Source organism: Pseudoalteromonas sp. G5_S1_14_S5 (assembly GCF_054968605.1).
This window is the reverse complement of the sequence record NZ_JBQKUM010000018.1, coordinates 30,017-48,068: the sequence shown is the minus strand read 5'-3', so window position 1 is coordinate 48,068 and position 18,052 is coordinate 30,017. Positions and strand designations below refer to the sequence as shown.

Annotated in this window: 22 protein-coding genes and 3 pseudogenes; 13 read left to right on the top strand and 12 right to left on the bottom strand. The window is 42.8% G+C overall.

Features of this window, described 5'->3' with window-relative positions:
- Nucleotides 1-25 precede the first annotated feature (25 nt).
- Nucleotides 26-169 carry a hypothetical protein gene (locus tag ACTRWI_RS07680; RefSeq protein ID WP_499130275.1) on the top strand — a complete coding sequence of 48 codons (144 nt, stop codon included), beginning with the start codon at nt 26-28 and terminating at the stop codon, nt 167-169.
- Between the two features lie 9 nt (nt 170-178).
- The gene (locus tag ACTRWI_RS07675) at nt 179-460 is read left to right on the top strand and encodes a GNAT family N-acetyltransferase (RefSeq protein WP_499130314.1); all 282 of its coding nucleotides are present in this window, start codon (nt 179-181) and stop codon (nt 458-460) included.
- Nucleotides 461-516: 56 nt separating this feature from the next.
- Here ACTRWI_RS07675 and ACTRWI_RS07670 read toward each other — a convergent pair whose 3' ends face one another.
- From ACTRWI_RS07670 to ACTRWI_RS07655, 4 genes are all read right to left on the bottom strand, one after another.
- Nucleotides 517-969 (bottom strand): DUF3429 domain-containing protein, encoded by a 453-nt coding sequence (locus ACTRWI_RS07670; protein ID WP_499130274.1) that lies wholly within the window; start codon nt 967-969, stop codon nt 517-519.
- Nucleotides 970-980: 11 nt separating this feature from the next.
- Nucleotides 981-1,526, bottom strand: a complete 546-nt coding sequence (locus ACTRWI_RS07665) for a glutathione peroxidase (RefSeq protein WP_499130272.1) — start codon at nt 1,524-1,526, stop codon at nt 981-983.
- An 84-nt stretch (nt 1,527-1,610) separates the two neighbouring features.
- Complete coding sequence (locus ACTRWI_RS07660) at nt 1,611-2,954, bottom strand: ABC1 kinase family protein (protein WP_499130271.1); 1,344 nt, start codon at nt 2,952-2,954, stop codon at nt 1,611-1,613.
- Nucleotides 2,955-3,175: 221 nt separating this feature from the next.
- The gene (locus tag ACTRWI_RS07655) at nt 3,176-3,562 is read right to left on the bottom strand and encodes a thiol-disulfide oxidoreductase DCC family protein (RefSeq protein WP_499130269.1); all 387 of its coding nucleotides are present in this window, start codon (nt 3,560-3,562) and stop codon (nt 3,176-3,178) included.
- A gap of 162 nt (nt 3,563-3,724) precedes the next feature.
- Between ACTRWI_RS07655 and ACTRWI_RS07650 the strand changes: the two genes are divergently transcribed.
- The 4 genes and pseudogenes from ACTRWI_RS07650 to ACTRWI_RS07635 all read left to right on the top strand — a co-directional run.
- Nucleotides 3,725-4,282: a YceB family lipoprotein gene (locus ACTRWI_RS07650; RefSeq protein ID WP_499130267.1), complete on the top strand. Its 558-nt coding sequence runs from the start codon at nt 3,725-3,727 to the stop codon at nt 4,280-4,282.
- Between the two features lie 452 nt (nt 4,283-4,734).
- Nucleotides 4,735-5,256, top strand: a complete 522-nt coding sequence (locus ACTRWI_RS07645) for an NADPH-dependent FMN reductase (RefSeq protein ID WP_499130266.1) — start codon at nt 4,735-4,737, stop codon at nt 5,254-5,256.
- 187 nt (nt 5,257-5,443) lie between these two features.
- Nucleotides 5,444-5,884: a redox-sensitive transcriptional activator SoxR gene (gene soxR / locus ACTRWI_RS07640; RefSeq protein ID WP_008220909.1), complete on the top strand. Its 441-nt coding sequence runs from the start codon at nt 5,444-5,446 to the stop codon at nt 5,882-5,884.
- 303 nt (nt 5,885-6,187) lie between these two features.
- Nucleotides 6,188-6,436 (top strand): annotated as a pseudogene (locus tag ACTRWI_RS07635) (L-serine ammonia-lyase, iron-sulfur-dependent, subunit alpha); the annotation flags it as partial.
- Between the two features lie 106 nt (nt 6,437-6,542).
- Here the strand turns inward: ACTRWI_RS07635 and ACTRWI_RS07630 are convergent.
- Entirely contained in the window at nt 6,543-7,028 is a 486-nt protein-coding gene (locus tag ACTRWI_RS07630) for an Lrp/AsnC family transcriptional regulator (RefSeq protein ID WP_499130265.1), read from the bottom strand.
- A gap of 120 nt (nt 7,029-7,148) precedes the next feature.
- On the opposite strand from ACTRWI_RS07630, the gene ACTRWI_RS07625 reads away from it, so the two are divergent.
- Nucleotides 7,149-7,748 (top strand): LysE family translocator, encoded by a 600-nt coding sequence (locus ACTRWI_RS07625; protein ID WP_004739990.1) that lies wholly within the window; start codon nt 7,149-7,151, stop codon nt 7,746-7,748.
- Between the two features lie 158 nt (nt 7,749-7,906).
- Here ACTRWI_RS07625 and ahpF read toward each other — a convergent pair whose 3' ends face one another.
- A complete protein-coding gene (ahpF, locus tag ACTRWI_RS07620; RefSeq protein WP_499130262.1) occupies nt 7,907-9,499 on the bottom strand; it encodes an alkyl hydroperoxide reductase subunit F in 1,593 nt (530 codons plus the stop codon).
- 201 nt (nt 9,500-9,700) lie between these two features.
- Nucleotides 9,701-10,258, bottom strand: a complete 558-nt coding sequence (ahpC, locus tag ACTRWI_RS07615) for an alkyl hydroperoxide reductase subunit C (RefSeq protein WP_008220943.1) — start codon at nt 10,256-10,258, stop codon at nt 9,701-9,703.
- A 437-nt stretch (nt 10,259-10,695) separates the two neighbouring features.
- On the opposite strand from ahpC, the pseudogene ACTRWI_RS07610 reads away from it, so the two are divergent.
- The 3 genes and pseudogenes from ACTRWI_RS07610 (at nt 10,696) to ACTRWI_RS07600 (ending at nt 12,279) form a co-directional block, all read left to right on the top strand.
- A pseudogene (locus ACTRWI_RS07610) lies at nt 10,696-11,173 on the top strand (VOC family protein).
- Nucleotides 11,174-11,394: 221 nt separating this feature from the next.
- Entirely contained in the window at nt 11,395-11,700 is a 306-nt protein-coding gene (locus tag ACTRWI_RS07605) for a cytosolic protein (protein ID WP_499130261.1), read from the top strand.
- A 240-nt stretch (nt 11,701-11,940) separates the two neighbouring features.
- Nucleotides 11,941-12,279, top strand: coding sequence for a cytosolic protein (locus ACTRWI_RS07600; protein WP_499130259.1), 339 nt, complete (start codon nt 11,941-11,943; stop codon nt 12,277-12,279).
- 291 nt (nt 12,280-12,570) lie between these two features.
- Here ACTRWI_RS07600 and ACTRWI_RS07595 read toward each other — a convergent pair.
- From ACTRWI_RS07595 to ACTRWI_RS07585, 3 genes and pseudogenes are all read right to left on the bottom strand, one after another.
- Nucleotides 12,571-13,509: pseudogene (locus ACTRWI_RS07595) on the bottom strand (IS110 family RNA-guided transposase); the annotation flags it as partial.
- A 327-nt stretch (nt 13,510-13,836) separates the two neighbouring features.
- Nucleotides 13,837-14,166 (bottom strand): DUF2314 domain-containing protein, encoded by a 330-nt coding sequence (locus ACTRWI_RS07590; RefSeq protein WP_499130257.1) that lies wholly within the window; start codon nt 14,164-14,166, stop codon nt 13,837-13,839.
- Between the two features lie 137 nt (nt 14,167-14,303).
- Entirely contained in the window at nt 14,304-14,645 is a 342-nt protein-coding gene (locus ACTRWI_RS07585; RefSeq protein WP_499130255.1) for a hypothetical protein, read from the bottom strand.
- 788 nt (nt 14,646-15,433) lie between these two features.
- On the opposite strand from ACTRWI_RS07585, the gene ACTRWI_RS07580 reads away from it, so the two are divergent.
- From ACTRWI_RS07580 to ACTRWI_RS07570, 3 genes are read left to right on the top strand one after another with little or no spacing between them, the layout of a single operon-like run.
- Nucleotides 15,434-15,682, top strand: coding sequence for a hypothetical protein (locus ACTRWI_RS07580; RefSeq protein ID WP_499130253.1), 249 nt, complete (start codon nt 15,434-15,436; stop codon nt 15,680-15,682).
- A 9-nt stretch (nt 15,683-15,691) separates the two neighbouring features.
- Nucleotides 15,692-16,117 carry a PD-(D/E)XK nuclease superfamily protein gene (locus ACTRWI_RS07575; RefSeq protein WP_499130251.1) on the top strand — a complete coding sequence of 142 codons (426 nt, stop codon included), beginning with the start codon at nt 15,692-15,694 and terminating at the stop codon, nt 16,115-16,117.
- 51 nt (nt 16,118-16,168) lie between these two features.
- Entirely contained in the window at nt 16,169-16,315 is a 147-nt protein-coding gene (locus ACTRWI_RS07570; protein ID WP_499130250.1) for a hypothetical protein, read from the top strand.
- Nucleotides 16,316-16,615: 300 nt separating this feature from the next.
- Here the strand turns inward: ACTRWI_RS07570 and ACTRWI_RS07565 are convergent, their stop codons facing one another.
- Together ACTRWI_RS07565 and ACTRWI_RS07560 are read right to left on the bottom strand one after the other, a co-directional pair.
- A complete protein-coding gene (locus ACTRWI_RS07565; protein ID WP_499130248.1) occupies nt 16,616-17,152 on the bottom strand; it encodes a GNAT family N-acetyltransferase in 537 nt (178 codons plus the stop codon).
- A gap of 144 nt (nt 17,153-17,296) precedes the next feature.
- Complete coding sequence (locus ACTRWI_RS07560; RefSeq protein ID WP_499130247.1) at nt 17,297-18,046, bottom strand: competence protein CoiA; 750 nt, start codon at nt 18,044-18,046, stop codon at nt 17,297-17,299.
- Nucleotides 18,047-18,052: the final 6 nt, after the last annotated feature.

Below are 18,052 nucleotides of genomic sequence, written 5' to 3'. Positions count from 1 at the left end.
GAGCCAAATCTATAAAGTTCTATCTATGAATATTGTCTGTGCCGAAAAACAGGAACTGGCTGAAATTTACCAGCTTGAACATGCTTTGTTTGGTGACCATGCCTATCCGCAATTTTTCATTCGTCAGGCATTTGATTGCTGGAGAAAAGGCTTATTAGTTGCTAAGTAAGACTCAAAGATTGCGGGCCATACCTTAACGATAACTACGGACACGCATAATGAGTTTTGGGTCCTATCATTAGCGGTAGGCCCAAACTATCGTGGTATGGGAATTGGCCGGAAACTGATGCAACATGCGGTTGAGCAGCTGCCGCGAGACGCTAAGCTTTTGCTCACTGTAGATCCAAATAACACATCTGCTTGCGCGCTCTGCGAATCAATGGGATTTTCTACGATCAAACAAGAAGAAAACTACTTTGGTGATGATGAGCCGAGGTTAGTGATGCAGCTCATCATCTAGGTTGTTGCTAACGGTTTTCAATCAAATGCTCATATTTCTAGGGCAGTCTAGTAGCTCTAGGTCAGCATCACGATACCGTGCATTAGCACGACACTAGAGGTGAGCCGAGTTCTCATATCAAAGTAGCCGTCGGGACCTTGGCTCTGGTTCTCTTCTCTCATTGTCCTTTCAGCGCGCCAAACTGCAACATAACCGAGGATAAGAATCAGAGTTGTCACCAGCTCTTGTTGTTCGCCAAGCAATACGGCCAGCCAAGCGACGAGCACAATCGCGTTACTCAGCAGTAACGCTTTGTTGCTTGATCGGCTTTCAAAGTTCTCGATCCCATTTGCCCACAAGATCCCTGAAAGAAAGCTCAAAATTGCCACGCTGTAGGTGATGAAGAGCGTTTCACCGCTTATCCCCATAAATTGGCTGTCGGTGAGCGAAAGGAGAAGACCGAATAAAAATGGAATTAACCCCATGTACCCCAGTTTGGCCATGGTGCTACGGGTTTGAGTTGTTGCCATATAGCCCGCCCTCATAGCTGCTGCTCAATCGCATTTTTGAGCGTAGCGCTCACTGGAGATGTGGAGCTAGGGAAGGTGGCGACGACTTTACCTTCTTTACTGATCAAGAATTTGTAAAAGTTCCATTTAGGCGTTACGCCCGCTTGCTGTTGTATCTCTGCAAATACGGGGTTGGCGTTGCTACCAGAAAGTGAAGCTCGCGCCATCATAGGGAAGGTCACGCCGTAGTCGAGGTGGCAGACTTTTGCCGACTTCTCTTCACTTCCCTTGTCTTGGCGAAAATCATTACTTGGGAAACCGATAACGGTAAAGTCTTGAGCTTTGTAGATTTGATGAAGTTGTTCGAGCTGCTCAAACTGCGGAGTGAAACCACATTGGCTAGCGGTGTTTACCACCAATAGAGTTTTGCCTTTAAACTCATCGCAAAGTGCAATTTCTTCGGTTGAATTTAATAAGCGCTGTTTGCCATCAAGTATCTTGGGACAGCTAGCTGCAAACGCAATAGGACTTGTGAGGCTTGTAATCAGTACGGTTGAGCAAAGTAGTGAACATTTCATGTGGTTGGCTCATTTTAGTTGGCGTAATGGTTTTTACTCATGAGCACGATAAAATGATCACTTTGTGTATTATTTACTGTCTTGTTAACTCGCGCTTTTAGTTGTGCTTTTGCTCTCTGAAATAAGATATGGAGTGACCAAGCGACTGATATTCACTTTCGCACCAAGGCGAGCCGCGAGTAGATACATACCTCCGATTTTTCGGTGTAAGAACAGCGCATCGGCGGGTGGGGTGTGCCAATATTCTTGTTCCATGCTCAGAATGGTGCCGGCTTCACGAAGACGTTGCGCTAACCCACTTGCATTGAAGTCGTAGTCTTCGTCTACTAACATAGGCTCACAAGCCATCTTCACTAGGTTTAGAATCGCTTGGCGTTGTTCAGGAAGAATTGTCTCGCTGAAGAATCCAATCTGCTCTAGCGCTTGATTGAGCCCTTGCTCGTTGTTATTAATGACAGAGGAAAAGGCCAAACGATAACCCTCGCTGAAGCGATCACTGTATTCACGGGTTGCTCCGAAATCCAACAAGCCAATTTGGCGGGTGTTTTCAACGTACAGGTAGTTGGCGAAATTGGGGTCGGTTTGCACCATTTTAAAGTCGAACAATTCTCTGAATAGGAGTTCAAGTAAGCTGTGCATTACAAAGTCACGGGTGCTTTGGTCGTCGTTTTCTATCTGTTCTATTGAGACGCCCTCAATGAAGTCCATGGCGAGCACGGATTCTGAAGAGACTTGCGGATGAATCTTAGGTACGACGAAGTGTGAGTATTCCTTTAATGCATTGTGATAACGAGTCGCATAGTCAGCCTCGCGAGAATAGTCTGCTTCATCATGGAGCTGTTTTTTTGCTTCCTCTAACAAACCTTTGTAGTCGACAGATTTTGGGATCAAACCAACAATGTTGAGCAGTGTGCCGACGTTATCTACATCACTGTCGATACTTTTTCGAATCCCTGGGTATTGGACTTTGACGGCGAGCTTGTCCCCGGCGTCGCTGTAGGCTTGATGGACTTGTCCTATAGATGCACTGGCAATCGGCTTAAAGTTAAAGGAAAGGAATTCAGTTTTCCATTGGTTTCCGAGTGAGCCCTCTAAGACTTGATTGAGCTGCTTTGTTGGCAGTGGGTCAGCGTCTGAGCGCAGGCGAGAAAGAATGTCGGCTAACTCCGGCTCTAAGACATCTCCCGCATCCATTGAAAGCATCTGCCCCAATTTCATCGCTGCTCCACGTAGGTGCGCGAGCTGGTCGGTTAGGCGAGCTATGTTCTGTGGCGTTAACAGCAAATCTTTTGCCTTGGGCCTGTTGCCCTGTGCAATTTGCTTGGTTCCTTCTGTTAACACGTTACCTGCGACTCTTGTCGCCAGCGAAGCGAACTTGCTAAATCTAGAAAGTCGATGAGTGGGAAGGTTTCTCTCTTTTGCCGACATAAAGTCTCTCTCTGGGAATTAGGGTTCACTACAAAGTTCTATCAATCATTACACAACAATTTGTTATGTTGTGATAACTTGTCGCCTGAATCAGTAACTCGATTGAAAAGGACAAAGCATGAAGTTTATTTGGTTGAAAGTCGCTCTTACCGTACTAGTATTTGCCGCACTGTTTGGCATCGTTTACTACAAAGTCGCCAGTGGTATGTCTTGACTCAATACTAGTTGGTACAGCTGTTTCCATTGCAACGTGATTTTCCGGTTAGCCAGAATGAGATCTTATATCGATTCTTGGCAAATCTCAGGTAGCACCAGTCTGCAAACGGCTTAAATATTGCCCAACGCAATGGCGCATAAAGCCAACCTTTTCCTACTAGGTTCCATGCTTGGTAGGTCACGTCCAACCCCAGTAGTAGCTTCCCGTTCCCATCAAGAGCATGCAGTACTGTGTTAGCCGCATCCGCTTCAATTTGAGGATAGTTTGCAAACGCTTCACTATAGATGTCTATGGTCTGAATCTTGTTCTTGATGTCGTATTTGGCGAGCGCAGCCATCTCTTTTGCACACAGTGGGCACGTTCCATCATAAAATATTGTTAATTCAGTCATTGATTTCTTTACTATTTTTGCAATTTTCAAATTATACGCGAATGTTGATTTGGTGGATCATTCTGCCCACATATCCGACACTGTCATTGTGACGACTGTTTTACGATATCATCTAGAGGTAACATCTGTTCCATGCAATTAGAAATTAAGAGTCGAATTTACATGACAACCAAGCTCATTAATCGCTTAATCATCGCCTGTATCGCGCTCATCTTGAGTGGTTGTGTCAGCTACAGCATTACCGAGCAAGAGATGACAGAATATCTTGCTGATTCAGTCATGCTTGAACAAGAGGTAGGTGTACAAAGCGTGATGTATGCGCAAGTCGCGGTCGATGATCTACAAGTGAAAATTGGTCGAGTAGATGAACAGAGAGTGTCAGTGTTAGCGAACACCAATGCAATAGTTCAAGTCTTCAATATGCCGAATATGGGGTTGGACCTAGATTTAGAATTCAGTGCGATTCCTGAATATGACAAGGAAAGTGGTGAAGTATACCTGAAGTCGTTGCGTCTAGAGCGATTTGAAGAGAAGGAGCAACAGCTATCTACTGAGATTGAAAAGCTGCTCAAGCCTACGGTATCAATGATCGGTTTTGCTTTGTCTCAATCTCCAGTTTACAAACTGGATAGCGACAAGGTTCAAGAGTCGTTGATCAAGTCATCAGAGCCGAATCTAGTGATCCGAGATAATAAATTGGTCATTGAGCTATTTGATTAACCCCACATACATTCGTTTCTACTAATCTATCAACATAATGGCTGCTTATTGGGCGGCCATTTTGCTTTCTATTGATCTAGCCAGTGCTCAGTTTGTTTACGATGAAACTAAACTCAAAAACATTCAAGCCTTCCATCTTAAAGGTGGGCATTGCGGCGATTTCTCCTTCTACTTTTAATTATTTCCTGTTTTCGAAAATATCGCTTTACCTCAAGTTAACTTGAGGTTTTATGATCTTTTCCATTCTACAAACACAAACTCTCACCTTTTTACTTTCCAAGGGCTGCAAGCTCAGTTGCGGAAATCATGAGGTGAAAAACGGCATTACCGAACAGTGGTGATTAGAGAATAAGGCGTCTTACTTTGCTGCTTTGCAAACCTATTTGAGGCTCACACAGACCTACCTTTTTCACTTCTAAAGAAATGTTTCTAACCAAATTTGAGGATAAACAATGAAAGTATTAGCGATTGGCGCAACCAACAGTACAACATCAATCAACCAACAGCTTGCGGCATACACCGCAGGTTTAGTCGAAGGCGCGCAAGTTGAGGTACTTGATCTTAATGATTTTGAGATGCCAATTTATAGCGAGAAAAGAGAGCAAGACTCGGGCATTCATCGACACGCTCAGCGTTTCTTTGACAAAATCGGAGAATCAGACGCGATTGTTATCTCCTTTGCAGAATATAACGGTTCATACACAGCGGCCTTTAAAAACGTGTTCGATTGGGCATCACGCATCGATATGAAAGTGTACCAAGGCAAGCCTGTGGTGATGCTTGCCACCTCTCCGGGGCCTGGTGGCGCGACCTCTGTGTTGTCTTCTGCAGTTAACTCAGCGCCTTACTTCGCTGCTGACGTGAAAGGTTCGATGTCAGTGCCAAGTTTCTACGATAACTTCGATATGAAGACGGGCGAGATGACAAACCTAGAGATGACCGAGAATCTTAAGATGATCATGAAGAATTTCTGAATATAAGAGTTATATTTCACACGAAGCTCAATCAGCCATCATTTGGCGGCTGTTTTTTGTTTCAGGTAAAGATGTTTCACATGTTGTGAACGTAATTTAGTCAATATAGCTAAACTTAAGGTTAACTTTAGCTATAATCCAAAACGGATTTGAATCTATCAGCAATACATTCAGGGAAACTAACAACATGAAAAACATCGTGTATTTAACGATTGGTCAACTCTCGGAGCGCAGTGGTGTCGCCCCTTCCGCTCTGCGTTTTTATGAAACCAAAGGATTAATTGCCTCAATCCGTACCAATGGTAACCAGCGACGTTATCAATCTGCGATGCTACGTCGAATTGCGCTGATTCAAGTCGCCCAGTCAATAGGGTTTACGCTTGAAGAGATCACTGAAGAGTTGTCTAGTTTGCCGATGAACCACACTGCAACCAAGCGCGATTGGGAGCGAGTGGCAAAGAAATGGCAAGGGCAACTCGACAGTAAGATGGCACAGATCCGGTCATTACAAGAAAACCTCACAGGCTGTATTGGCTGTGGCTGTCTGAGCATGCAGAAGTGCCACCTATTAAACCCAGAAGATATTCTGCACGACCAAGGGCAGGGGGCTCAGCGTATCGTTGACTAGATTGGTTTTCGGATTTAGCTAAAGCTGATCGAATCCAATGCATTCAATACTATTGTCAGAGAGCCATTGCTATAAGGCCGGATTTGTCAATAAGGCGTGCTCTTCCACTCACTTAGTGAGGTAGCTAGATAGTGATCTCAGTTCTTCACTGGCAAAAAAGCGGGATGGCACATCAACTCGATCGTGCCGTTAGGCGTCATGGCTTGGTGGCTCAACAGCAAATCGCGCAATTTATATCATTGCAATGACGTTCGTAGGCATGACTGGTTAGGTTTATAACTCTGGTATGGAAGCTATGATTGTTCCTTGGGTATGACGTGTGACCCAATTGGTGGATTGGTACAAATGCCGTGTATTGAGCGAAATGCGATTGGTGCGATGAAAGCAATTGATGCATCACGCATGGCTTTGAAATGCAATAGTGAATCTTTGCTCTCGCTTGATAAGGTTATCGCGATTACTTACCAAACAGGTAAAGACATGAATTAAAAGTATCGTGAAACCTCATTAGGCGGCTTAGCGCTTATTCATCTCGCACACCCTTGTGAGTAGAGGCCAACTCAGTCTTAAGTCTTTGTGAGACCGACACTCTTATAAGAATGACAACAAAAAGCTCAGTCACATTATTGCTGACTGGGCTTTTTAAGTTTTAAATCCACTAATCTTGCAGTGGCAGTTGGTAGCTGTTTTTAAGCTCTTTCACTGAAATGTTAGACTGAATTGCACTGACGCCTTTCACTCGTCGAATTGAGCTGATTCGCTCAAAATACTCTTCCAGATCTCTCGCTAAAACTTGAATCATATAATCGGCTCCACCTGCAATGCAGTGGCACATGGTGATCCAGTCTGTCACTTCGACAAACTCTTCAAAAGGTTCGGTGTTTTCAACCTCATGGTTGCCGAGTGTTACCAGGGTAAAACCTGCCACATGCAGCCCCAGCTTTTTACGATTGAGCTGCGCGGTATATCCATCAATATAGCCCGTCTCTTCCAGGCGCTTCCAACGGCGCCAGCAAGGTGTTTCACTCAGGTTGACCTTCTCGGCAAGTTTGCTGTTACTCATGCGCCCATCTTTTTGGATATGTCCAAGAATGGCAATATCCGTATCATCTAGCACTTCGTTGGTGGATTCTTTCACTTTCATGGTTTTTTAAGAAGAAGTCTGCTCAAATTTGATTTTATACTAGCGCATATAGCAATTTAATTCCTACTCGAATTGGTAAACTCTTCTCCCAATAACGTTTTATTTACTAGGAGAGAAAGAATGAGCGCTCAATTAATGCTAGCGTTCTTGTTGTTTTCAATATCGATTGGAATTACACCGGGAGCAGGAAACATTGCATTGCTTGGGATATCAAGCCGATATGGATTTGCGGCAACATTGCCTTTTGTCTCTGGTAACGCTTTTGGCATTATCATCATACTGGCGGGTTCAAGTGCTGGTTTAGTGAGCTTATTTACTCTTTACCCAGAGATCTACACGGTAATGAAGTACCTTGGGGCGGCTTATTTACTGTTTATGGCGTGGTCGATTGCCAATATGGAAATTGAGCAAGAAGAGTCGGTGAATCGCTCAGGGTTTATGTCTGGCGTTTTGATTCAAGTATTGAACCCGAAAGGATGGATTGCTTCGTTAACGGTGTTTTCTCAGTTTATTACCACACAGGCAGATTACCTGATTCAAGTGGTGACGATTACCACTATCATGGTGGGAACTGGTGTATTGTGTATGTTGGTTTGGGCGTATTGCGGCACTATGTTGCAGCGTCTATTACAATCACCAAAACAAATGGTGATGGTTAACCGCTGTTTGGGTGGAAGCCTAGCCTTAGTGGTTGCTTTTATGCTTTATCAGCCAGCGTAGAGCGTCTTTACTAAAGAAAAAAACCACTCCTAAACCCATAGGAGTGGTGTCCAAATGTCGACAAAGTCGTTAACGATAAACAGTCAGTTAATCATCACTAATAAGTTAATCATGACTAATACGTTAACAAGGACACTTAAGGAAATTTGCTTACAAGATTAAGCGGTTTCAGCCTCTTTAACTGGAACTGGGTTACGAATTAGGTGGTCAAATGCACCTAAACTTGCTTTTGCACCTTCACCCATCGCAATGATGATCTGCTTGTAAGGTACTGTTGTTACATCGCCTGCTGCAAACACACCTTTCATCGATGTTGCGCCATGAGTGTTAATCTCAACCTCACCGCGTGGTGAAAGCTCAACCTTCGAACCTTTCAACCATTCGCTGTTCGGCATTAGACCGATTTGAACGAAGATACCCGCGAGTTCGATCTGTTTCAGCTCTTCAGTGTTGCGGTCTTTGTATTCCAGACCCGTTACGCGATTTCCATCCCCCAACACTTGTGTCGTTTGAGCCATTTTGATGATTTCGATGTTTGGTGTTGCGTTCGCTTTATCGATAAGCACTTGGTCAGCGCGTAGCGTGTCTGCAAATTCAAGCACGGTTACATGTTCCACAATACCTGCTAGGTCGATAGCCGCTTCAATGCCTGAGTTACCGCCACCGATAACCGCTGTTTTTTTACCTTTGAACAGTGGACCGTCACAGTGTGGGCAGTAAGCCACGCCTTTGTTACGGTATTCTTGCTCGCCCGGAACGTTCATTTCACGCCAGCGTGCACCTGTACTTGTGATAACAGAGCGAGATCGTAGCGTTGCGCCACTCTCTAGTTCAACGTGGATGTAGCCGTCTTTTGTGTCTTCCGCAGCAATGATGTTGGCAGCACGCTGCTCAGTCATTACTTCTACACTGTACTCTTTTACGTGCTCTTCTAGGCTAGCCACTAGCTTAGGACCCGTTGTCGCTTTGACTGAGATAAAGTTCTCAATCGCCATTGTGTCCATTACTTGGCCACCAAAGCGGTCTGCAACGACACCAGTGCGAATGCCTTTACGGGCTGCGTAGATAGCTGCTGAAGAACCAGCAGGACCACCACCGACAACAAGTACATCAAATGGTGCTTGTTGATTTAGGTTGGCCGCTTTCTTTTCCGCTGCGCCTGAGTCTACTTTATTAAGGATCTCAGCCAGTGACATACGGCCTTGACCGAATAGTTCACCATTAATGAACACGCTTGGTACTGCCATGATATCGCGAGACTTTACCTCCTCTTGGGATGCTGCGCCATCAATCATAGTGGTCTTAATCAGCGGGTTAATCGCTGACATCATATTGAATGCCTGAACCACTTCTGGACAGTTTTGGCACGATAGCGAGATGAAGATCTCTACATTAAGCTCTTGATCTAATTCTTTAACTTGCTCGATTACGTCAGCTTCAAGCTTGATAGGGTGACCACCACTGTGAAGCAGTGCCAGTACCAGTGACGTGAACTCGTGACCCATCGGTAAACCGGCAAAACCAATCGCAGTGCCTTTCTCTTGGTTCACTACCTGCATGATAGGGCTACGCGTGCTTGCGCTATCATCTCGAGTTACTTCAATTTTGTCGGTTAAAGACGCGATGTCATTTGCTAGGTCTTGGAGTTTGTTTGCGGTATCGCTGTCATCTAGGCTCAGCACTAACTGAACATTGGTTTTTAAGTTTTCTAGGTATGCTTTTAGCTGCTGCTTCATTGCTTGATCTAACATAATCGTGCCTGCTCTTAAATTCTGTGTCTTGGTATTGACCAATACCTTCTTGCTGAAAAAGGAAAATAAAAAGGGGGCGCAAGTCGGCAAATTGAATGTGGTGTTGCTGCTTTGAAAGGGTGGCGCGCAACTGCCCTTTAGGAGGGAGGCCGAAGCGCGTCTGTAGAACCGTTTTATTTGTTCTTTTTAGATAGGCTTAGATTAAATCTTACCTACTAGGTCTAGAGATGGTGCTAGAGTCTCTTCGCCTTCTTTCCATTTAGCTGGGCAAACTTCACCTGGGTTAGCCGCTACGTATTGTGCTGCTTTAACCTTGCGTAGTAGGTCTTCAGCGTCACGACCGATACCTTCAGCAGTGATTTCCATTGCTTGGATAACGCCTTCTGGGTCGATTAGGAACGTAGCACGGTCTGCTAGGCCTTGACCTTCACGCATTACGTTGAAGTTGTTTGTGATAGTGCCTGTTTGGTCGCCTACCATGAAGTATTCGATAGTGCCGATTTTGTCAGAAGTATCGTGCCATGCTTTGTGAGAGAAGTGAGTGTCAGTTGATACTGAGTAAACTTCTACACCGCGAGATTGAAGTTCTGCATATTTTTCTTGTAGGTCAACTAGCTCAGTTGGGCATACGAAAGTGAAGTCTGCTGGGTAGAAAAAGAACACTGCCCACTTGCCTTTAACGTCTTGCTCAGTGATTTCTACGAACTCGCCGTTTTTGAATGCTGTTGCGTTGAATGGTTTGATTTCTGTGTTGATCATGTTTGGTCTCTCTTTCTAATTTGTAGTGTTTAACGCTATCCCGCGTCGATGGAGATATATTGCATCCACACCTAAAATTAGTGAAATCGGACAATTCTATAGATTCAATAGGTGATTCCTATCTTTGAAAGGAGGCAGTTAACGACAAAAGCTATCAAACGTCGGCAATACCCAATTTGATTAACGATGCTCTTTAGGTTGTTCTCTATATTAGGCTTATCTCTATTAACGTGAGTGCCTATGTATAGTGTGAGTATCTATGTAGCGTTTCTTGAAGTGGGTTAGGATCTCATCTGGGTTTCTAGTAACACAAAATTATCATAAATATAAATTATGATAATTTCATGTAATCTGCTTGTCTCCATTTACTCTCCATCGAGGCGAAATACAGAAGCTAAGTTTCGAAAGTACAGAATTAAAAAGAATTGGAGAAAGTTATGAAAATGAATCACGTAGGCATCATGGTTGGTGATATGGACCAAGCAGTAGAGTTCTACACAAAGGCTCTAGGTCTAAGAGTTGTAATGAACAACACTAAAGTAATGGAAGAGCGCGAATCTGCAATCGGCCTTGTGTGTATCGCTGTATTTGGTGAAGGCCATAGCTCACCTAGTAACTTCAGACGGTATCGGTGTTGAGCTATTCGAAATGGTTGACCGCCAAGAGCGTCACGAAGTAGATTTCTCTCGTCTAGGTATCTTCCACTTCTGTCTGCAGCTTCCAAAAGAGCAATTTAATTCAGCTATTAAGCGCGTTGAAGAGTTTGGCGGTAAAGTACGTATGGACATTCACCGTTACCACCCAGAAGACGAGCTAAAACAAGCACAAATGGTTTACCTTGAAGACCCGTTTGGCAACTTATTTGAATTCTACTCTTACTCATACGAAGATATGTACGCGACAGATTACGAGTAATCGTGCTACTGACTTCCATAAGGTAGAAAACCGAACATCTCCAAAGAGGATTGGTAGAGATACCAACCCCTTCGTTTTAAGGCTCCAAATTAGGTGCGACAAGAGCGTATTTTAAATAGATCGATAGAAAGACACCGATTACCCCGGTCAGAACTCAAACTCTACTCCGCTCAGCCTCAGATAGTGATAGAATCCCCGCATCAGAATTACCGAGAAACTCTATGTTTATCCATCAAGTTAATGACATCGACTGGCTGGTTATTACCGCTTTTGAAGAACTGAAAACTATGTTTATCGAAGATGCAGGCAGGATCCCTCGCTGCTTCTCTGTCACTAGCGAATTGAGCCTGATTGATCAAGCCAAGCGCGCTTATGGATACCTACCTCCACTTCGAGGCGTTATCACCGATACCGGCACTTTTCAAAGCCCGGATAATGAAGAAGATTTGAACCCACAGCTTGCCTGCTTAGTTGAAGGGCGTGGTCGAGTGTTTATTTATTCTGCGAATGTGACCTATAACATGTAAATCTTGTCAATTTCACCTTTTTGTTTTGATACCAAAGGTGGCCACTACCTAAAGTACATTAAACAGGTTCGATTAGAATAATATGACATCTGAACATTTTACTACCTTGTTTATCGAGTAATAATCATTTAATGCTTCAACTCATAAAGTGATTATTTATTCCCTTGAGCTAATCTCTATTACGTTCCTTTTTGATCGTCGAGTGATACAATCTGTATTTAATACTTATCGAGAAAATCTATGTTTATCCATCATGTAAACGGTATTGACTGGTTGGTGATCACCGCCTTCGAAGAACTAAAACCTCTATTTATCGAAGAGGCGGGGATAATTCCCTCTTGCTTCTCCATTAGCTGTGAGTTGAGTCTGATTAACCAAGCTAAACGTACCTATGGATATTTACCTACACTCGATGGCGTAATCACCGATACTGGCACATTCAAAAGACCGAATAATGAAGAAGACCTAAACCCTCAACTTGCTTGTCTAGTTGAAGGGCGTGGTAGAATATTTATTTATTCTAATTGTTATGTGGCTTTTGTAGATGACAATCAGACCTTTATCACTCGAATTAATTAAACATTTTTCATATAAATTTGATATTTCAAGCTTGTAACACGAAACTGGACAGAATGTATGGTAAGCCCCGTTTTGCAAGTGAAAATCCAAAAAAACGGAGTTGGTTTGCGCTAATGTATTCAGAGTCTAATTGAGACCAATTTACTTTAGCCCCAGCTCTACGATGAGATCCGCGCCAGATTGTCCTCAAAAATGAGAAAGCACTCTAAGTTGCTGTTCTGTCCACAAGGTCTTCAATCTGGTGGTCTAACCGTTTTGTCATCTTTCATTTTCATATGCAAACTTGATTTATATTCTTATTTCAAAAGGCTTTCGATGCTTTAGCTCTATTAGCCACTTACCAAAATATTTTTCAGCCGTTCCATCTCTCCAGAGTACTGCTCTGGCTGCGTGTATAAAGAGTTCTCGTAATTCTTTATTCCCACACTTTGAGATCCCAAGCATTCTCGGCTTCCCACCTGTTGAATACTGAAATGGAACGAGACCCAGCCATGCAGCGAAGTTGCGGCCATTAGAAAAATCTTCAGGATCGGACACCGAAGATATGCAGCAAGCAGCGGTCATAGGCCCGACTCCAGGTACTGTTTGTAAAATCGTGAATAACTCATTACCACTATTTAGAGTCTCTAGCTTTTTGTCTTGTTCTTTGATTTTGTTATTAAGCTCATTGTAATGATCAAGCTGATTTCGCAACTCAAAAATAAGCAAAGGTGGAACCTGTTGGCCTGTATCAGCCAACCACTGAAAAAGCCGTTTCATATTTGCGTGTCCGCGTGGAAAGCTGAACCCAAATTCAGTGAGGATTGAGCCTATACGGTTCATGATTGCGGTGCGCTCTCGAATATAGCCTGTTCTGATTCTTCGGATTACCACTCCTAGCTGCGCTTGCTCAGTTTTAGGTGAGACAAACCTCATCCTAGGTCGAGTTGCAGCTTCAGCAATCGCATCAGCATCAATGAAGTCGTTTTTATGACTCTTAACATAGGGCTTAACATATTGTGGAGGGATCAGTTTAACTTGATGCCCATAATCTTGGCATTTTCTAGCAAGCCAGTGCGCCCCACAACAAGCTTCCATTGCTATTAGTACTGGCTCATGAACCGAGATAAATTGAAGTAACTTTGATCTAGAGAATTTGTGTCTATAACGTTGTTGACCAGTGTAATCATGACCAACGACATGGAAAGTAGATTTACCTAAATCAATACCGATAGTTTTAATAGCCGACATGCTGGCACCCCCCGAAGTTCAGCGACATAGCTGAGTTTAGTGTAGGTGTGGGGCGTACCATCTAATTAATGAGTTTCGGAAAACCAAACATTAGCAAATCATGAATAATTACAGGTATGGCAAATAGCAAAACTTGAAGTTCAGAACGCACCGGATGATGTGTCGAAACCTCTGCCTTTCCAAGATCGCGATCGCCTTGAGAAAAGCAACAAGGCCGCCACCTTTCTAGAGCAGATCGCACAATTTACTTATATAAAGGCTCGGGCTTGTTCAACACTTGGGATTTAACGTTGGCTACGCAACGCTTAATCCTTACTTTTCATATGCTTATCCTTCGTGAATATCAATAATATGCTCAGGACCAAATACGACATTATCACCGCATTTTAGTAATACGTTCCCATATGGATCGTTGTCCAATGTACCTACATATAAGCCTTTCTCTAGCTCTTTGACTTCCACCCACATTCTTTCAATAGAAACCCCTTCTTCGGAGTCAGGGTCAAGCATATTGAAGATAAGCTTAACAATAGACCCTAACTTAATTGAAGATCGGGCGTCAGAACTAGGAACCCCAAACGTGTCAGGATATTCTTTGCTAAGTAACTCTCCATCCTCAAGAAAGTAACCATCTTTTTTATATGTTGCTAGTTCCATACTGCCTCCTACACATAGCCTTGTTGAGGTGTGAGGCACACAATAGCGAAGCTGCCGCATACCACCTTAACCACTAAAACTAACGCACAGCAAAAATGCGACGCGCGCCGAATCACTCTTGAACAATTTGTTGCAATTTAACTAAACGCAACACCAAAACCATCAAAGTTACATTGAAATTCCCAACCTTTTGTAACCATAAAGTCTAACCATTGAGCAAGGATGTCTTTGGTTACCGTTGTCGGGTGAGAATATCCTTCAACAAACCATGAGCGGTTAATAACCCCCTCACTTCTGATCAGTGACTCATAGTTTTCGAGAGCATCGTTTAGTTGAATGGCTGATGCTTTATTTGGACATAAGTAGCTAAATTCTAGAACTAACTCTGTTTCGTTGGTGAATCCGTTACTTATTAATGAATCCCAAGTCTCATTGAGCATGTTCAGCTGACTTTCTAAATTCGATTGATAACCACTCAACTCCAATTTCTCCCTGATTGCTAACGCTTTCTATACGGCTTTCAGCCGTTTTCATACTCCTATCATGCAATCTTTGTGAACGCAGTTCAATTGATAATCAATAGGTTAGTGAGATGTATTGAACATTAGATTGCAAGATGACGCATAATTTTTAAAAAGCTTACGTCGGCACTCTCTCGGATAACGGCAGGTAAGGCAAACTTACAATTACAGATTGTAGTTAGACTTTAGCGCTGAGAAGGAATGGTGCAAAACGCGCTAGATCTACGTGCTAACGCATCTAACTCAATGTGCCCTTCAAACCAAACCGCACAATTTAGACTTAATAGACGTGACGTACTGTTGTTGATTTCTGTGTCACAAGATTTAAGAAAAGATCAAGAAAAATATTTTTGAAGCTGGACACTAACAAACCAGTTTCACTGTGTATTAACCCAGAACTCCCAACCCTATTAACCCATACAGTTAGCAGATACTTACAGTTTATTTCAATATTTCTAGTTATCCACAGCGCACCCAAGATCGCCACCTTGAAACTCATCAGACATAGCATTATCTTGTGCTTGATGGGTAGATATACACTACATATTGTGTTTCATTCTATGAGCCTCAGGTGCAGATAAGGAGAGAAATTGATAAAAAGTAGATAAAGAAAACCCCTAACGATTGTCAGGGGTCACTTTAGACAATCACCTAACAAGTAGGGTGCTCATCTAGACTTCAGAACTTTAGCATAGCATCCAACTGGTTAACTGAAAATAATATTTACCAATAATGGAAGCATGATTATGTCCAAAAACAAAAAGCAAACCTCAAGCGATGTTGCTTCATTAGCAGCTCAGACACTTAATAACCCTAACTCTTCAGCTATTGCTAAAGCATTTGCTGGATCTGCTCTTTCTCAATCATCCACATCTAGGCAAACAAGCGCCGATATGGAAAGCAAGGCGTCTAAAGCGCTACAAAGCACCAAGTACAGCGAAGTGACAAAATCTCTAGCAGCATCAGTTCTTGCTCAATCTAACAAGTCACGATAGGAGTTATACATGTCTAGAAAACATCTTTTACACGACATCAAAACTTGTCTAGAAAGTGTAGGGTTCAAACAAAGCTTATCAGGCCAGCCAAACACCTTTGAAAGCAACGTTCGATATCCTAGCACCCTACTTCCTGAGAAAAATGACTATGCACACTTTGTATTACATACACCTCAAGGAACAGTGCAGATTGCAGCTAAGTATCAAGAGTCACATGGTACAGCTATCGAAAAACTAGCTTATACGGTAATGGATGCTGCAAATTCAGAGCATCAAGAATACCTAGTTGTCTGCGGAGGCGAAGAGTTACTTAAACACAACCGAGCAATCAACTTTCTAAATGCCCAGAAGAACATTGCACCGAAGTTGTTAGCACTTAATGTTAACGAGCTACATGACCAGTTAACTAAGTATTACCATCCTAAGGCCGCTTAGCTAGGATAGGGCACTTCGGTGCCTTTTACTCTACAAAGATGAGGTGAATATATGGATAAAAAAATTGAAGAATGTACCGCCTGTAAAGGTACAGGGGTCGGCAAGGTTAACCCACTTACCAACTGGATAGTAAATAAAGAAGATTATGAACCACTAGAATGCCAACGTTGTAATTGCTCTGGTAATGAACCAGCATAATATTTTATAAAGGGAGCGAGTAGTTCCCTTAATTATTTATATTCTCCATAATCTATGGTGTAGTGGATTAGCTAATTTGGCAACGTAGTAGAGTTCTAGCCATAAAGAAAAGTAAGCCAAATTTGCTGGGTAAAAATCAGGCTCAATCCTGCTCTGGCTCATTTGGGGGCACTTTTGAGTTAGAAAGTGCCACGGGTAAAAATTCAGCCTGTGAAGGTTTTGGACATAAACGCGTTAGATTAATGACTCTAACGTGCTTATCTGAGATTAGATAAAGTATCTTGAAACCTTAAACACTTGTTATATGCCTAACCACTCTGTAGACAGAACTGACATTAGTACTTTATCGACAAATTCACCATTACGAAAACCTGATTGTCGCATCACGCCCTCATGTTTATAACCTGCATTTTCATAAGCCCTAATCGCACCGTAATTAAGAGAGCTTGCTGTAAGCTGAACTCTGTGCAAACCAAGAGTTCGTATAGCGTAATCTGTTACGATTTTTGTTACTGATGTACCAACCCCTTTACCCCAATAACTTTTTTCTCCAATAAGAATGAAGTATTCACCGCTACGATTTAGAGTGCTGACCCCAGATATACCAGCATAACCAAGTAGCTGATCATTCTCGGTGCTACATATGCCGAAAGAGACATTTTTAGGGTTTGAATTTATGGATAAAAGCCATCTCTCGATATCTGATTTTGATTGAGGGTACGCGTATGAAGAAAGACTATAAAGTGTAACTTCACGGTCACGAGACCACTTGTAAAATGCTTCCTTATCTTCCACATCCAGTGAACGAAGATAGTAACCATCTAGTTCCAATTGCATGATTTTCCTTATAATCTCCGATTGGCCTATAACGCCCAATTAAGTTGTGAGCAACGCTGCCACCTTACCCGAACACTTCACCTTAATCACTAAACCAACTGAAACCGAAAGTGCCGAACGTTGCGTATCAGCTTGAATTGTTTGTTATGCAACTGCTCCGTAGCCTCTTAAGAACTCTTCTTTACGATGCGCTTGAATACAGAAAGAACTGAATTCGTTGAAGCGTTTTAGCTGCCATAGAATGCCCTTGCCAAAGTCAAGATACACAGGCTTCGTTGCATTTAGCCACGCTTGTTTTGGTCGTTTCCACTCATAGAAAAAATGACCAACATGAGTACCTTTAATTAAGCTCTCTATTTTATCAGATGAATGTATTTCGATTAGTTCGTCTGGTTGGTATTCAGAGATATGGAAGTAGATAAAGTGTGTTTTATGATTAGTATTTTGAACGCCAATGTTCACCATAGATGCATGGTTCGGGTCTGGTAAAGCAGCCCTTAACTTCATATTTTTAGCTAGGCTCCTACCATTTACAACCCAAATCATATCTCCGTAGAAATGCTCACGAGACTGTAATTCCTTATGCGACATCGGTGAGTTTTGGAACTCTATTACCATACCATTAGGTAATTTAACGTCTGCTATATGTTTTTCACCGACCTCATCAAAGTCGACAATCTCTTGATAGTCATTTGCCCAATGGTTTTTCCAGTCTCTGTGCCACTGACTTTCATTATCCCACCAAGGGTCACATGAACCTTTGCGTGCATGAGCCCAATGCCAACGTACTTTAGTGCCACACTTAGACAGCGTTGGCTTGCCACAAAACTGACATAAACCTTTTACCTTCGGGGACGGTTCCTGCCTAACTCCGTCAACTAACGAAAACTTCATTCTAGC

Coding starts and splice junctions, on each gene's coding strand:
- ACTRWI_RS07680 (WP_499130275.1), top strand. CDS start 26: ATGAATATTGTCTGTGCCGAAAAACAGGAACTGGCTGAAATTTACCAG.
- ACTRWI_RS07670 (WP_499130274.1), bottom strand. CDS start 969: ATGGCAACAACTCAAACCCGTAGCACCATGGCCAAACTGGGGTACATG.
- ACTRWI_RS07665 (WP_499130272.1), bottom strand. CDS start 1,526: ATGAAATGTTCACTACTTTGCTCAACCGTACTGATTACAAGCCTCACA.
- ACTRWI_RS07660 (WP_499130271.1), bottom strand. CDS start 2,954: ATGTCGGCAAAAGAGAGAAACCTTCCCACTCATCGACTTTCTAGATTT.
- ACTRWI_RS07655 (WP_499130269.1), bottom strand. CDS start 3,562: ATGACTGAATTAACAATATTTTATGATGGAACGTGCCCACTGTGTGCA.
- ACTRWI_RS07650 (WP_499130267.1), top strand. CDS start 3,725: ATGACAACCAAGCTCATTAATCGCTTAATCATCGCCTGTATCGCGCTC.
- ACTRWI_RS07645 (WP_499130266.1), top strand. CDS start 4,735: ATGAAAGTATTAGCGATTGGCGCAACCAACAGTACAACATCAATCAAC.
- soxR (WP_008220909.1), top strand. CDS start 5,444: ATGAAAAACATCGTGTATTTAACGATTGGTCAACTCTCGGAGCGCAGT.
- ACTRWI_RS07630 (WP_499130265.1), bottom strand. CDS start 7,028: ATGAAAGTGAAAGAATCCACCAACGAAGTGCTAGATGATACGGATATT.
- ACTRWI_RS07625 (WP_004739990.1), top strand. CDS start 7,149: ATGAGCGCTCAATTAATGCTAGCGTTCTTGTTGTTTTCAATATCGATT.
- ahpF (WP_499130262.1), bottom strand. CDS start 9,499: ATGTTAGATCAAGCAATGAAGCAGCAGCTAAAAGCATACCTAGAAAAC.
- ahpC (WP_008220943.1), bottom strand. CDS start 10,258: ATGATCAACACAGAAATCAAACCATTCAACGCAACAGCATTCAAAAAC.
- ACTRWI_RS07605 (WP_499130261.1), top strand. CDS start 11,395: ATGTTTATCCATCAAGTTAATGACATCGACTGGCTGGTTATTACCGCT.
- ACTRWI_RS07600 (WP_499130259.1), top strand. CDS start 11,941: ATGTTTATCCATCATGTAAACGGTATTGACTGGTTGGTGATCACCGCC.
- ACTRWI_RS07590 (WP_499130257.1), bottom strand. CDS start 14,166: ATGGAACTAGCAACATATAAAAAAGATGGTTACTTTCTTGAGGATGGA.
- ACTRWI_RS07580 (WP_499130253.1), top strand. CDS start 15,434: ATGTCCAAAAACAAAAAGCAAACCTCAAGCGATGTTGCTTCATTAGCA.
- ACTRWI_RS07575 (WP_499130251.1), top strand. CDS start 15,692: ATGTCTAGAAAACATCTTTTACACGACATCAAAACTTGTCTAGAAAGT.
- ACTRWI_RS07570 (WP_499130250.1), top strand. CDS start 16,169: ATGGATAAAAAAATTGAAGAATGTACCGCCTGTAAAGGTACAGGGGTC.
- ACTRWI_RS07565 (WP_499130248.1), bottom strand. CDS start 17,152: ATGCAATTGGAACTAGATGGTTACTATCTTCGTTCACTGGATGTGGAA.
- ACTRWI_RS07560 (WP_499130247.1), bottom strand. CDS start 18,046: ATGAAGTTTTCGTTAGTTGACGGAGTTAGGCAGGAACCGTCCCCGAAG.